Annotated in this window: 18 protein-coding genes; 12 read left to right on the top strand and 6 right to left on the bottom strand. The window is 66.3% G+C overall.

The window, feature by feature from the left end; all coding sequences use genetic code 11:
• The first annotated feature begins 350 nt into the window (after positions 1–350).
• The 3 genes from Sa4125_RS00460 (at position 351) to Sa4125_RS00450 (ending at position 2120) form a co-directional block, all read left to right on the top strand.
• Positions 351–683, top strand: coding sequence for a hypothetical protein (locus Sa4125_RS00460; protein WP_224002523.1), 333 nt, complete (start codon positions 351–353; stop codon positions 681–683).
• 265 nt (positions 684–948) lie between these two features.
• Positions 949–1686, top strand: a complete 738-nt coding sequence (msrA, locus tag Sa4125_RS00455) for a peptide-methionine (S)-S-oxide reductase MsrA (protein WP_224002521.1) — start codon at positions 949–951, stop codon at positions 1684–1686.
• A gap of 158 nt (positions 1687–1844) precedes the next feature.
• Positions 1845–2120 (top strand): SelT/SelW/SelH family protein, encoded by a 276-nt coding sequence (locus Sa4125_RS00450; RefSeq protein WP_224002519.1) that lies wholly within the window; start codon positions 1845–1847, stop codon positions 2118–2120.
• Positions 2121–2276: 156 nt separating this feature from the next.
• Here Sa4125_RS00450 and Sa4125_RS00445 read toward each other — a convergent pair whose 3' ends face one another.
• Both Sa4125_RS00445 and Sa4125_RS00440 read right to left on the bottom strand, forming a co-directional pair.
• Complete coding sequence (locus Sa4125_RS00445; protein ID WP_224002517.1) at positions 2277–2834, bottom strand: DUF1236 domain-containing protein; 558 nt, start codon at positions 2832–2834, stop codon at positions 2277–2279.
• A 91-nt stretch (positions 2835–2925) separates the two neighbouring features.
• On the bottom strand, positions 2926–3282 hold the full coding sequence (locus Sa4125_RS00440; protein ID WP_224002516.1) for a DUF427 domain-containing protein: 357 nt from the start codon (positions 3280–3282) through the stop codon (positions 2926–2928).
• A gap of 155 nt (positions 3283–3437) precedes the next feature.
• Here Sa4125_RS00440 and betB point away from each other — a divergent pair, with 155 nt between their 5' ends.
• From betB to yacG, 8 genes are all read left to right on the top strand, one after another.
• Positions 3438–4901, top strand: coding sequence for a betaine-aldehyde dehydrogenase (gene betB / locus Sa4125_RS00435; RefSeq protein ID WP_224002514.1), 1464 nt, complete (start codon positions 3438–3440; stop codon positions 4899–4901).
• Positions 4902–4972: 71 nt separating this feature from the next.
• Positions 4973–5545 (top strand): sigma-70 family RNA polymerase sigma factor, encoded by a 573-nt coding sequence (locus Sa4125_RS00430; RefSeq protein ID WP_224002512.1) that lies wholly within the window; start codon positions 4973–4975, stop codon positions 5543–5545.
• Complete coding sequence (locus Sa4125_RS00425) at positions 5542–6261, top strand: anti-sigma factor (protein ID WP_224002510.1); 720 nt, start codon at positions 5542–5544, stop codon at positions 6259–6261. Before Sa4125_RS00430 ends, Sa4125_RS00425 begins: the two co-directional genes overlap by 4 nt.
• A gap of 184 nt (positions 6262–6445) precedes the next feature.
• Complete coding sequence (locus Sa4125_RS00420; protein WP_224002508.1) at positions 6446–6601, top strand: hypothetical protein; 156 nt, start codon at positions 6446–6448, stop codon at positions 6599–6601.
• A gap of 216 nt (positions 6602–6817) precedes the next feature.
• Positions 6818–8107 carry a UDP-N-acetylglucosamine 1-carboxyvinyltransferase gene (gene murA / locus Sa4125_RS00415; RefSeq protein WP_224002506.1) on the top strand — a complete coding sequence of 430 codons (1290 nt, stop codon included), beginning with the start codon at positions 6818–6820 and terminating at the stop codon, positions 8105–8107.
• A gap of 216 nt (positions 8108–8323) precedes the next feature.
• Entirely contained in the window at positions 8324–8542 is a 219-nt protein-coding gene (infA, locus tag Sa4125_RS00410; protein WP_056509387.1) for a translation initiation factor IF-1, read from the top strand.
• A 19-nt stretch (positions 8543–8561) separates the two neighbouring features.
• Complete coding sequence (locus Sa4125_RS00405; protein ID WP_224002504.1) at positions 8562–9203, top strand: Maf-like protein; 642 nt, start codon at positions 8562–8564, stop codon at positions 9201–9203.
• Positions 9200–9388, top strand: coding sequence for a DNA gyrase inhibitor YacG (gene yacG / locus Sa4125_RS00400; protein ID WP_224002502.1), 189 nt, complete (start codon positions 9200–9202; stop codon positions 9386–9388). The genes Sa4125_RS00405 and yacG overlap by 4 nt, the downstream gene beginning before the upstream one ends.
• Before the next feature lie 25 nt (positions 9389–9413).
• Here the strand turns inward: yacG and Sa4125_RS00395 are convergent, their stop codons facing one another.
• The 4 genes from Sa4125_RS00395 to Sa4125_RS00380 all read right to left on the bottom strand — a co-directional run bounded on the left by Sa4125_RS00395 (position 9414) and on the right by Sa4125_RS00380 (position 11912).
• Positions 9414–9671 carry a hypothetical protein gene (locus Sa4125_RS00395; RefSeq protein WP_224002500.1) on the bottom strand — a complete coding sequence of 86 codons (258 nt, stop codon included), beginning with the start codon at positions 9669–9671 and terminating at the stop codon, positions 9414–9416.
• 226 nt (positions 9672–9897) lie between these two features.
• Complete coding sequence (locus Sa4125_RS00390) at positions 9898–10419, bottom strand: transglutaminase-like cysteine peptidase (RefSeq protein ID WP_224008194.1); 522 nt, start codon at positions 10417–10419, stop codon at positions 9898–9900.
• A gap of 400 nt (positions 10420–10819) precedes the next feature.
• A complete protein-coding gene (locus Sa4125_RS00385; protein ID WP_224002498.1) occupies positions 10820–11626 on the bottom strand; it encodes an alpha/beta hydrolase in 807 nt (268 codons plus the stop codon).
• Between the two features lie 85 nt (positions 11627–11711).
• The gene (locus tag Sa4125_RS00380) at positions 11712–11912 is read right to left on the bottom strand and encodes a hypothetical protein (protein WP_224008208.1); all 201 of its coding nucleotides are present in this window, start codon (positions 11910–11912) and stop codon (positions 11712–11714) included.
• Between Sa4125_RS00380 and infC the strand changes: the two genes are divergently transcribed.
• Positions 11911–12450, top strand: coding sequence for a translation initiation factor IF-3 (gene infC, locus Sa4125_RS00375; protein ID WP_188849280.1), 540 nt, complete (start codon positions 11911–11913; stop codon positions 12448–12450). The genes Sa4125_RS00380 and infC overlap by 2 nt on opposite strands.
• Positions 12451–12496 lie beyond the last annotated feature (46 nt).

The raw sequence follows: 12496 nt of genomic DNA, 5'->3' as shown, positions 1-12496 counted from the left end.
GGTTACACGATAGCACGAAAATATAACACGAGAATGCCGGGTGCCGGGGCACAGCGGGGCGGCCTGTGAGGCGAGCGCCCATCACGAAGGGGTGAGAGCGTAACCGATCCCGTTGCTTCTGCGAATTCTCCTTTGACGAAGCCGGCGGCTTCAGTCGCATCGCAAGACGCGACGATCGGAGGAGAGTCCGCCGGTTCCGGCGCCGATTTTGGCGCCGATTTTGGCAATGGCAGCGACCGGCCCGTCCCCGCGGGTCGGCAGGCCGCTGCAACAGGCGCGTCGCGCCGCATTCGCGGCGACGCAAAGCGCGACCCGGGACGGGCGCGATTCCCGCAATGAAGGAAACTGTCATGACCATGCTCCTGCGTACCATCGCTTTGACGCTCCTCGTCCTGAGCGGCTCCGCCGCGCTTTCGGGCGGGGCTTTGGCCATGGATGCGATGGCCGACTGCGCCAAGCCGCACGACGCCATGTCGGCCGATGCGATGAAAGCCGCCGACGCGATGGCGCCTGCCGATGCCATGAAAGCCGAGGATGCGATGCAAGCCGACGATGCCATGAAAGCCGGCGATGCGATGAAAACCGCCGACGCCATGAAGCCCGGCGACGCCATGGCGTCGACCGATGCGATGGCGACCGCCGCGACGGCATCCGATCCCGCGAAGACCGACTGCCCGAGCTGACCTGCGACCCCGCCCCGATCCCGCGCGGGGTCGGGGCGGCCGGCCACCCTTCGATCCTGTCATCGTCATTGCCGCAGCTGTGATTTGCACGGGATGCGCGGCATGCGCATTTATCGATGGGCGGAGTTCTTCACCAAAGCCGGAATGCGGCGGGTCACCGCTCATCAGTGGCAGGCGTGGCCGGTATGGCCGCCGCATCGCGCCAGAGGGCGCCCCGCCGTTTGCCAGACGCCGACCAGACGCTCACCAGATAAGGGAAACATCGATGTCCTCGACTTCAGCCAGCCGCTCCCGGCGCTTGCGTTTCGCCGCCTCTGCCGCGGTCGTCACGCTGGTCGTCGCCGGCGGGGCGACCCTCATGGGCCGGCTTCCGGCTCAGGCGGCGGATGCCGCCTTCGTCATTCCCGCCCCGGCCGTCGACGAGAGCGCCGGCAAGACCCAGGAGACCGCGATCCTCGCCGGCGGTTGCTTCTGGGGCGTCCAAGGCGTGTTCCAGCATGTCGAGGGCGTCAGCAATGCCGTCTCCGGCTATGCCGGCGGCACGCCCGAAACAGCCACCTACGAGACCGTTTCGGGCGGACGGAGCGCCCATGCCGAAGCCGTCGCGATCACCTACGATCCCCGGGAAGTGACCTATGGCGAACTTCTCCAGATCTATTTCTCGGTCGCGCACGATCCGACCCAGCTGAACCGGCAGGGCCCGGACAGCGGCACGCAGTACCGCTCGGCGATCTTTCCGACGACGCCCGAGCAGGCCAAGGTCGCGGCGGCCTATATCGCCCAGCTCGACAAGACCGGCGTCTATCCCGGCAAGATCGTCACGACGCTCGAGGACGGGGCGCGCTTCTTCCCGGCCGAGGCCTATCACCAGGACTTCCTCGTGCAGAATCCGACCTATCCCTACATCGTCATCCACGACCAGCCGAAGATCGACAATCTGAAAGAGATGTTCCCCGAGCAGTTTCGCAACACGCCGGTGCTCGTCGCCAGCGCCAAGAGCTGATTCCACGCAGTCGCCAGCGGATAGGAAGGCCGGCGCGTATCGGCCGGCCGCTCCTTCGGCGGAAGCCGCTCCTCCCGGAATGCCACGTGTGGGCCCGGACCGCTTGCCAGCGGCGCCGGGCCCAGCCATGTCTGGAACAACCGCCAGCGAGGATCGACATGCCCGGACCCCGGATCACCATCACCTATTGCACCCAGTGCCAGTGGCTGCTGCGCGCGGGCTGGATGGCGCAGGAGCTTCTGTCGACCTTCGGACCGGATCTTGGGGAAGTGGCGCTGATCCCGGGAACGGGCGGCATCTTCGAGATCAGTTGCGACGGTGCGCTGATCTGGGAGCGCAAGCGCGACGGCGGCTTTCCCGAGGCGAAGGTGTTGAAGCAGAGGGTGCGCGACGTCATGGATCCCGGCCGCGACCTCGGGCACAGCGACCGCTAAAGCGGGATGGCTTTTCTTCGACTCGCCGTCCCGCTTTCGTCCTTTGTTTCCGCATGATCTCTTTCCGAAAGCCGGAAGCCACCTTTCCGGATCATGCTCTAGCGCAAACGCGAAACGCCGCCCGGAGGCGGCGTTTCCTAAGGTCTGTTTGACGCTTCAGCGCGGGTAGTAGACGACGCGCCGGCTCGTCTGGTCGACCACGTAGGGCTGACCGTTGTGATAGAAGTAGCTGTAGCCCTTGTAGCCGTCGACCGGCTGCAGCCGGGCATCGACCGGCACCTCGTAGCCGACGGCGATGTCACCCTCGAGCACCAGGGGATCGACCGGGTTGTCGCGGACATAGCCGATCAGCTCGTCCGGGATGCCGTCGTCGACCACCGTGTCGGCGTCGACATAGACGACCGACCGATCCTCAGCGCGAACGATCACCGGGCGGTTGTCGCCGGCGTAGAAGTAGACATAGTCGGGGTTATCCGGCACCGGCACGAGTTCGACATCGCCGGGCACGACATAGCCCTGCACGATCTCGCCCTCGAGGCGAACGGCCGGCCGCGGATTGGCGACGACGTAGCTGCGAACACTGTCCGGCGCGGGAACGACGGCGACGACAGGCCCGGCCATCGGCCCGCTGTCCTTGACGACGATCTGGTCAGCCATGGCGGAACCGGCACCGAGCGCGGCGAGCGCTGCGGTGGCGAGAAGAAGCTTGCGCATTGGAATTTCCTTGCAGTGAGACGTCCCTGGCAGCCCTAACCCGTTGCACCCCCAACGGTTCCGCCCGGCCTGTCGCCCTGTGGCCTTGCGGTCAGCCCACCTGAATGCGGACCTTGTCGGGATAGAAGGCGACATGGCCTGCGATTGCCAGCACGCCGTCCTTCGGCGTGTCGTAGCCCCAGACCGCGTTTTCGGCCGACGCATTACCGGCCGAGATCGTCCAATAGCTGGCCTCGCCCTTATGGGGACAGGTCGTACGCCGATCGGTTGGCAGAAGGAATTCCATCGCGACATGCTCCTTCGGGATGTAGAGCACCGGTTGGGCGTTTCCCTCCTGCAGGACCAGCGCCTGCTTTGTCGAGGCGATGACATTGTCGTTCAGGAAGACGTTCACCGGCCGCGTCTCGGGCGTGACGGTGATATGCGGCGTCGGTTGCAGCGTGCTCATCTCTGGTCTCCTCGTTGACGGGTTGCCTGTCGTCAAACCGAGCTTTCGCCGGAGAGTTCCGAAGCCTGGCTTGCAGGGTACCTGTCGCAAATGGGGTAGCCTCGGCGCCGCGTCGCTGTAGAAGTGCCGCGACGACGGAAGAAAAGGGCGATCCGATGCGCGCACAGCCGACACACTCCCACTTCATCGACGGCGCCTATGTCGAGGACGCAGCGGGCGCAGGCTTCGACAGCCTCTATCCCGCCACCGGCGAGGTCATCGCGCGCCTGCATGCGGCGACGCCGGCGCTGATCGAGGCGGCGGTCGCCGCCGCCGCGCGCGGACAGGCCGAATGGGCTGCCCGCACCGGCGCCGAGCGCGGCCGGGTGCTGCGCCGTGCGGCCGACATCCTGCGGGCCCGCAACCGCAAGATCTCCGAACTCGAGACGCTCGATACCGGCAAGGCGCTGGCGGAAACGCTCGTCGCCGACGCGGCCTCCGGTGCCGACTGCCTCGAATTCTTCGGCGCGCTCGCTGCCGACATCAAGGGCGAATACATCGATCTCGGCGGCTCCTTCGCCTACACCCGCCGCGAGCCGCTCGGCGTCTGCGTCGGCATCGGCGCCTGGAACTATCCGGTCCAGATCGCCTGCTGGAAGGCCGCGCCGGCGCTCGCCTGCGGCAATGCGATGATCTTCAAGCCCTCTGAAGTGACTCCCCTCTCGGCGCTGAAGCTCGCCGAGGTTCTTGTCGAGGCCGGCCTGCCCGCCGGTGTCTTCAACGTCGTCCAGGGCGGCGGCGAGGTCGGCGCGGCGCTTGTCGGCCATCCCAAGGTGGCGAAGGTGTCCGTCACCGGCTCGATCGCCACCGGCGTGCGCGTGATGCAGGCGGCGAGCGAGGGCCTCAAGCCCGTCACGCTCGAACTCGGCGGCAAGTCGCCGATCATCGTCTTTGCCGACGCCGATCTCGACGCGGCCGTCTCCGGCGCGATTCTCGGCAATTTCTACTCGACCGGGCAGATCTGCTCGAACGGCACGCGCGTCTTCGTCGAGCGCTCGGTGCGCACAGCCTTCGTGGAAAAGCTCGTCGCCCGCACGGAAAAGATCCGCCTCGGCGATCCGCTGGACGAAGCGACCGAAATGGGCCCGCTGGTCTCGCGCGCCCAGTACGACCGCGTCCTCGCCTATCTCGACCTCGGCAAGGCCGAGGGTGCGACGCTCGCCGCCGGTGGCCGGGCGGCGCGGCCGGAGAACTTCGCCGACGGCCTGTTCGTCGAGCCGACGGTGTTCACCGATGTCACCGACACGATGCGGATCGGCCGCGAGGAAATCTTTGGCCCGGTGATGTGCGTCTTCGACTTCGACGGGGAGGAGGAGGTGATCGCCCGCGCCAACGACAGCGAGATGGGACTTGCCGCCGGCGTCTTCACCCGCGACATCGCCCGCGGCCACCGCGTCGTGGCCCGGCTGAAGGCCGGCACCTGCTGGATCAACGCCTACAATCTGACGCCGGTCGAGATGCCGTTCGGCGGCATGAAGCGCTCGGGCTTCGGCCGCGAGAACGGACGGGCGGCGATCGAACATTATACCCAGTTGAAATCGGTCTATGTCGAGATGGGGACGGCCGAGGCGCCCTATTGAGGCCCGACGCCGCGGCCGGCGGTTGACTTTCGTCGGACGGGGCTGTTCGGCTGTGGCCGGGATGGAGACAGGTGAGTTTTGACGCGGTGACACCGGACGAGGGGCGGCAGTATCTGGTGGAACGGCTCGAAGCCGTGGCAGGGGGCGACCGCGCCGCCTTGCGCGACATCTATGAGCGGACGTCCGCGAAGCTATTTGGCGTCTGCCTGCGTATCTTGCCCGACAGGGAAGAGGCGGAAGACGTGCTGCAGGATGTCTACCTTACGGTGTGGAACAAGGCGGAGCGGTTCGATCCCTCGCGCGCCAGCCCGATCACCTGGCTGGCCACCATTGCCCGCAACCGCGCGATCGACCGCCAGCGCGCCCTCGGCCCGCGGGCCTTCCACCGCGCCATCGACGATGCTCTCGACGTCGCCGAGGATGCGCCCGACGTCCTCACGCAGATGGAGCGCGTCGAGGAGAACCGGCAGCTCACGGCCTGCCTCGAGACACTCGACGCCAGGACACGCGGCGCGATCGTTTCGGCCTTCTTCGGCGGGCGGACCTACGAGACCCTTGCCGCCGACGAGAGCCTGCCCCTCGGCACGATGAAGAGCCTCATCCGCCGCGGCCTGCAGCGCCTGAAGAACTGCCTGCAGCCATGAGCGAATTCACCGATCCTCCCGAAGACGACATGCTCGCCGCGGAATATGCTCTGGGCGTGCTCGATAGTGCCGGGCGCATCAAGGCCGAGCGGCGGATGCGCCACGACGCCGTCTTCGCTCGCGCCGTCGACGACTGGCAGAACCGCCTCGGTCCGATGGTTGCTGCTGCGCAGTCCGTGGCACCCCCCGCCGGCCTTTGGGAGTCGATCGACGGCGATCTCGGCCGCATCCTGCGGGTGCGGGCAGCCTTTCCCCCAAGGGCGGAGGCACGCGCCACAACGGGCCGCCGCGTCTCCGGCGCCTGGCAGTGGCTCGGGCTCGGCTCGCTTGGCGTCGCCGCCGCGAGCCTTGCCGCACTCCTCGTCGCCGCCAGCCCCGGTCCGCCGGTCGAACCGCTGACGGCCTCGCTCGCCGGCGAAAGCGGCCCGCCGCTCTACGCGGCGGTGGTCTATCCCGGCTCGGCGAGCGCGACGCTCGTCCCCATCGCCGTCGGCGCCGACCCGGCGCATGCGCATGAGCTCTGGCTGATCGAACCCGGCAAGGCGCCGCTCTCGCTCGGCGTCCTGGCACAGCAGGGAACACTGCGCATCGAGATTCCGCCGGCGCTGGTCGCCAAGGGCGGCGTTCTCGCCATCACGCTCGAACCCCTCGGCGGATCGCCGACCGGCAATCCGACGGGTCCCGTCGTCGCCCAGGGCGAACTGCAGGCGATCTAAAGCCCTACATCGAGGCGCGGACCTTGGCGGCAGTGTTCACCCTTTCCGCATCCCCGAGAGGGTCTGGCGCGGTTCCTTCGCGAAAATCGCGAAAACACCAGACAGGGGTTTCGGCCGCGTCCCGGACTGCCGCTCCGTCCGGCGACTGGCTAAGCCTCGTGCGCTTCGCTAAGACGGTCACCCGATGACCAAGTTCTTCTCCGCCCTCTTCATTCTCCTGATGCTGGTCCAGCTGATCCGGCCGCTCGGCCTGCCGGGCCTGCGCAAGCGCGGCGATTTCTGGAAGCTGGCGGTCGTCGCCTTCGTCGTCTTCGGGCTCACCATCCTCGTGCGGCCCTGATCCGCCGGAGGTTCCCGGCCGAAGTTTCCGTCGATGGGCAACGCATTTGAATGTAAGGCGGCACTGGTGTAGATCGGGCCATCATAGGGGCTGTGCGCGCGGCCGCGACGGACGGGGCTCTGCCCCACGTCCTGCATCCGCCGGCCCCCCATCCCTGTGCAGATCGCTACCAGTGGCGGCACTTCTGGCACTCTCGGCAAGCTTGGACCCGACTTCATGGACCGTATTCGCATCAGGGGCGGTAACACGCTGAACGGGGTGATCCCGATTTCCGGCGCCAAGAACGCGGCCCTGCCGCTGATGATCGCCTCGCTCCTGACGGACGACACGCTGACGCTCGAGAACGTGCCGCATCTGGCCGATGTCGAGCAGCTGATCCGCATCCTCGGCAATCACGGCGTCGACTATTCGGTTTCCGGCAAGCGTCTCAGCCAGACGCCGGCGAACGGGCGCACCATCCATTTCACCGCCCGCACCATCGTCGATACCACCGCGCCCTACGAGCTGGTGTCGAAAATGCGCGCGAGCTTCTGGGTGATCGGTCCGCTGCTGGCCCGCATGCACAAGGCCAAGGTCTCGCTTCCCGGCGGCTGCGCCATCGGCACGCGTCCGGTCGATCTCTTCATCGACGGCCTGCGTGCGCTCGGCGCCACGATCGACATCGACCGCGGCTACATCAACGCCGAGGCCAAGGGCGGCCTCGTCGGCAACCGCTTCGTCTTCCCGAAGGTCTCGGTCGGCGCGACGCATGTGATGATGATGGCGGCCTCGCTTGCCAAGGGCGAGACCGTCATCGAGAACGCCGCGCGCGAGCCGGAAGTCGTCGACCTTGCGACCTGCCTCAATGCCATGGGCGCGAAGATTTCGGGCGCCGGCACGCCGACCATCACCATCCAGGGCGTGACCTCCCTGTCCGGTGCCCGCCACCGCGTCCTGCCCGACCGCATCGAGACCGGCACCTATGCCATGGCCGTCGCGATGACCGGCGGCGACGTCGTTCTCGAAGGCACCGATGCCGCCCTCCTGCAGAGCGCCTTCACCGCCCTTCGCCAGGCCGGCGCCGAGATCAGCCAGGCGCCGAACGGCATCCGGGTAACGCGCAACGGCGGCGGGGTGCACCCCGTCGACGTCATCACCGACCCCTTCCCCGGATTTCCGACCGATCTTCAGGCGCAGTTCATGGCGCTGATGACGCGCTCGTCCGGCATCTCGCACATCACCGAGACGATCTTCGAGAACCGCTTCATGCATGTCCAGGAACTCGCCCGGCTCGGCGCGAAGATTTCGCTTTCCGGCCAGGTGGCGCGCATTGAGGGCGTGGAGCGGCTGGCCGGTGCCCCGGTGATGGCGACGGATCTGCGCGCCTCGGTGTCGCTGGTCATCGCCGGACTCGTCGCGGAAGGCGAGACGACGGTCAACCGCGTCTACCATCTCGACCGCGGCTTCGAGCGGCTGGAGGAGAAGCTCGTGGCTTGCGGCGCCGACGTGGAGCGTATCTCCGGCTAGCGACGGGCCGGGACCGCTTCCACCCAGGGCGATCCGACAGATCGCAGGGAAGCTGATTTCGCTGGCACGATGGTGTATTAGCGCCATCTCGCCTTGCTTTTTCGGCCAATCCATCTGATCTAGGGCCAATTCTGAAATGCATGGCCGCCGCAGGATGCGGCGATTCCCTGCCGTACGGGCCTGCCCGATCGCGGCCCCTTTGAGGTTAAGACGCTTATGGCGAAAGAAGAAGTTCTCGAATTCCCGGGTCTGGTGACCGAACTCCTCCCGAATGCGACCTTCCGCATCAAGCTCGAGAACGACCACGAGATCATCGCTCATACGGCCGGTCGGATGCGCAAGAACCGCATCCGCGTGCTGACCGGCGACAAGGTGCTGGTCGAGATGACCCCCTACGACCTGTCCAAGGGTCGCATCACCTACCGCTTCAAGTAGTCGGCGGGCCACCCTGCCGATGGCACAGCGGCTTTACCTCGTCCTGGCCTCCGGCTCGCCGCGGCGCGTGGAACTTCTGCAGCAGGCCGGCATCGAGCCGGAGCGCCTGCTGCCGGCCGATATCGACGAGACGCCGCAGAAGAGCGAACATCCGCGATCCCTGGCCAAACGGCTCGCCAAGACCAAGGCGGAAGCAGCTTTCGACGTTTTGAACGAGCGCGGCGAGAGGGAGGGACGTATGGTACTTGCCGCCGACACCGTCGTCTCCGTCGGACGACAGATCCTGCCGAAGGCAGAACTTGCCGAGGAAGCCGTCGCCAATCTGCGCATCCTTTCCGGCCGCACCCACCGCGTTCATACCGGGGTCTGCCTGATTGGCCCGGACGGCACGCAGCGTCAGCGGCTGGTGGAAACGCGCGTGCGTTTCAAGCGGCTGTCGCGCGACGACATCGACTCCTACATCGCTTCCGGCGAATGGCGCGGCAAGGCCGGTGGCTATGCCATCCAGGGCCTGGCGGGCAGCTTCGTCGTGCGCCTCGTCGGCTCATACACCAATGTCGTCGGATTGCCGCTCTACGAGACGATCGCTCTGATCGGCGGCGAGGGATTTGACATCCACGCGCCGTGGCGCGAGGCCGGCCAGGCGGCCGCTGCGACATGAGCGACGGCGTCGTCACGCCGCTCCGGCCGAAGCGCAAATGCCCTGAATGCGGACGACCTTCCGATCGCGAGGCCTATCCGTTCTGCTCCGCCCGCTGCAAGGACGTGGACCTGAACCGATGGCTGTCAGGCCGCTATGTAATTCCCGGACCGTCGGACGAAATGTCCGGCGACGACGAGACCTGAATTCTACCCGGCTTGCAATGCCGGCTCAGGCGGGATCTCGACGATCGGCCCTCGCCGATTCGGCGCAAAACGGCTGGATCTGCGTTTCCGCGTAAGGATTGTCGGCGAGTTTCGGGGCGGCGAGGCGCGGCGTCTTCTTGCTGCCGAGTTCGTCGACGGCCGAGCGCAACCGTGCCTCGTCCGATCCGACAGCGACGATCCGCAGTCGGCGCAGGGCCGCTTCCACCGCTCTCGCCAGCGCCGCGTCGCTCAACGCGTCATCCTGAAAACGATCGTCGATCATCGGGCTTGGGTCATCGGGCTTGGGTCCTCGACGTCTGCCATCCTCATCGATGGAAAGTCGAGGTTATAAGCCTCCTAGCGAAGCCGTCCCTTAACTGGTTTATAAAGCGCGGCTGATCGGCGAAAAGTTTGGGGGCGCCTCCCGCCGGCAGCGCGGCAACGCCCGTCGAAGCGCAATGGCCCATGCGTGGCCATTCGCGACAGGCCTGCCGGAAGGTCGGCCGGCGTCAGCGCGCGACGGCGCTGACGAGGACGTCGGTATCGGCGGTGATGGTCTGCCACTTCTCCGGATCGTCGCTGCTCTGCCGCTTCAAGTAGGTATAGGGGGCCTCCCGCCATGGCCTCACCCGCCAGTCCAGATTGTCGAGCACATAGTCGCCGGAGGTGGTGGTCAAGGTCAGGATCGCGTGGCCTTCGCCATTGGCCTTTCGGACCACGGTGATGAGGAGATCCGACAGGGCGATCCCGGCAGCGTGGAGCTTGCGACGCTTCAAGAGGGCATAGTCTTCGCAGTCGCCGCTGTTGTCGGGATAGGTCCAGTGTTCCTCGACGCCGAACTGGATTTGGTCCGATACCGGACGGATCATCTGATTGACCGCCGTGTTGATCTCCGCGATCGTTTTCATGATCTCCGGTTCGAGTTCTAGCCGTTCTGCCGGAGCCGGCGTATCCGTGCGGCACTCATTCGGCTGCGCCTTGCAGAACAAGCGATGACCAAGTGGCGCAACGGCGCTCGATCCTATCGACATGAAGTCCGGCGCTACCGTTTCTGCTTGAGACGGCAGTACAAGGCAAAGAACAAGCGCTAACCCGGCGCCATATGCGCGGATTTTATGCATTCTATATCCTCCGGTGAGCGGATGGATGCGAAAGTTGATCTAGGGATGGTGAGTGCGTTGCAGAAAACTGTCAACGCCTGCAATCTGGGGGCCGCGGTGGTGACACAGGGTTCACACAAGTAGAGCGGGTGCGAACGGGTTGGACGGCCGGGTGCACAATGTCCGCGCGCGGGTGCTGGAAACAAGGCTTCAGCGAAAATCCCCTGCCCATCAATGGACTGCGGATCCATCGCCACTCCGGCGCGGGCCGGTGTGACAAAATTATCTCAATTGCAAGACGAATTGAAACGGCCACGCCGGCAGCGGGAACCTATCGCGACAGGGTGATCTGCGCCTCGGCTCTGAGGGCCCTCACCGCGCTCTCCATCCTGGCCAAATCCTCCGCGCGCGACAGCCTGTGATCGCCGTCCTTCACGAGAGTGAGCGTCACGCCGTCGGCCGGCAGCAGGCTGACGAGATCGAGGGCGTGGGAATAGGGCACGTCCGGGTCCTGCATGCCCTGGATGATGTGGACGGGGCAGCCGGTCTCGATCAGCCCTTCCATCACGAGGTTTCTCTCGCCGTCCTCGATCAGGGCGCGACTGTAGATCATCGGCGGACCATACGGGGAGGGTTCGGTGCAGTATCCCTTTGCCGCGAGATCGGCGCATTGGGCCGCGGAGAGGTTCGGCACCACGAGCCGGCGGGTGAAATCGGGTGCCGGGGCAAGAAGCAGAAGCGCGGCCGGGCCGCCGCCCCGGGCCCGCATCCCGGCGGCGAGGCGAAGCGCGATCCAGGCGCCCATCGACGAGCCGACGAGGATCACGGGGCCGGAAAGCGTCGCTGCGAGCACGGACTCGGCTTCTTCGCACCACCGGCTGATCGTGCCGTCGACGAACGGGCCGGCCGACTCGCCGTGGCCGGAATAGTCGAACCGGCAGAAGCCCCAGCCCTCGCGTGCCGCCAGTGCCGCCAGCCGCGCAGCCTTGGTGCCCTTCATGTCGGACGCGTAGCCGCCGAGCCACAGCAGCGACGGCGTCGCTCCCGACTGGACGCGGTAGGCGACGGCGCGGCGATCGGTTCCCGTGCCGACATCCAGATACTCAGGTGGGAGATCGATCGGTTGCAGGGGGGACATCACGGGAACCTCGGCGGGGGCCTCGAAGCAGCGGAGTGCCAATTCTTGGCTTGACGAGGTGAAAACCTCGATCGAACGTGCTATATCATGGGAGATATGGGCTCGGCGCGCGTAAACCAACGGTTTGTGCCGCGTAGGTGACGACGAATTCGGCGGGATCAGGCGCCGGCATGTCGGCGCCGATCTTGTCCCGTCCACCAGCCTCGGGCGCCCGGCGAATGCCGGCGATCCGGAACTGGGACCAGAAGCCAGGACGTACCGTAAACAGCCAGGAGACGACGACCATTCGCAGACCATTTCGCGCGCCGCCCGCCCAGAAGGAGGGGCCGCGCTCCAACAAGGACATCCGGATTCCCTTTGTCCAGTTGATCGATACCGACGGACAGAACCGGGGGCCGACACCGACCGCCGAGGCTCTTGCCATGGCCGAAGAGGCCGGCCTCGATCTCGTCGAGATCGTGCCGACCGCCAATCCGCCCGTCTGCAAGATCCTCGATCTCGGCAAGCTGAAATACGAAGGCCAGAAGAAGGCCGCCGAGCAGCGCAAGCGCCAGAAGACCGTCGAGGTCAAAGAGATCAAGATGCGTCCGAACATCGACGATCACGACTACGAGACCAAGATGAAGGCGGTCCGCCGCTTCTTCGAGGAGGGCGACAAGGTCAAGCTGACGCTGCGGTTCCGTGGCCGCGAAATGGCGCATCAGGACCTCGGAATGGTCTTGCTGAACCGGGTTCGCGAGGAGACGGCCGAGATCGCCAAGGTCGAAGCCGAGCCCAAGCTCGAGGGCCGGCAGATGATGATGGTTCTGGCTCCCCGCGCCTGAGCCGCCGCGCCCTGTCCACCGGCCCCTGCCGGCAGCCTGCGAGAGC

The sequence above is a fragment of the Aureimonas sp. SA4125 genome (assembly GCF_019973775.1).
Lineage (GTDB): Bacteria > Pseudomonadota > Alphaproteobacteria > Rhizobiales > Rhizobiaceae > Plantimonas.
Note: the sequence above shows the minus strand (reverse complement) of the source record. Positions and strands in the feature narration are given on the sequence as shown.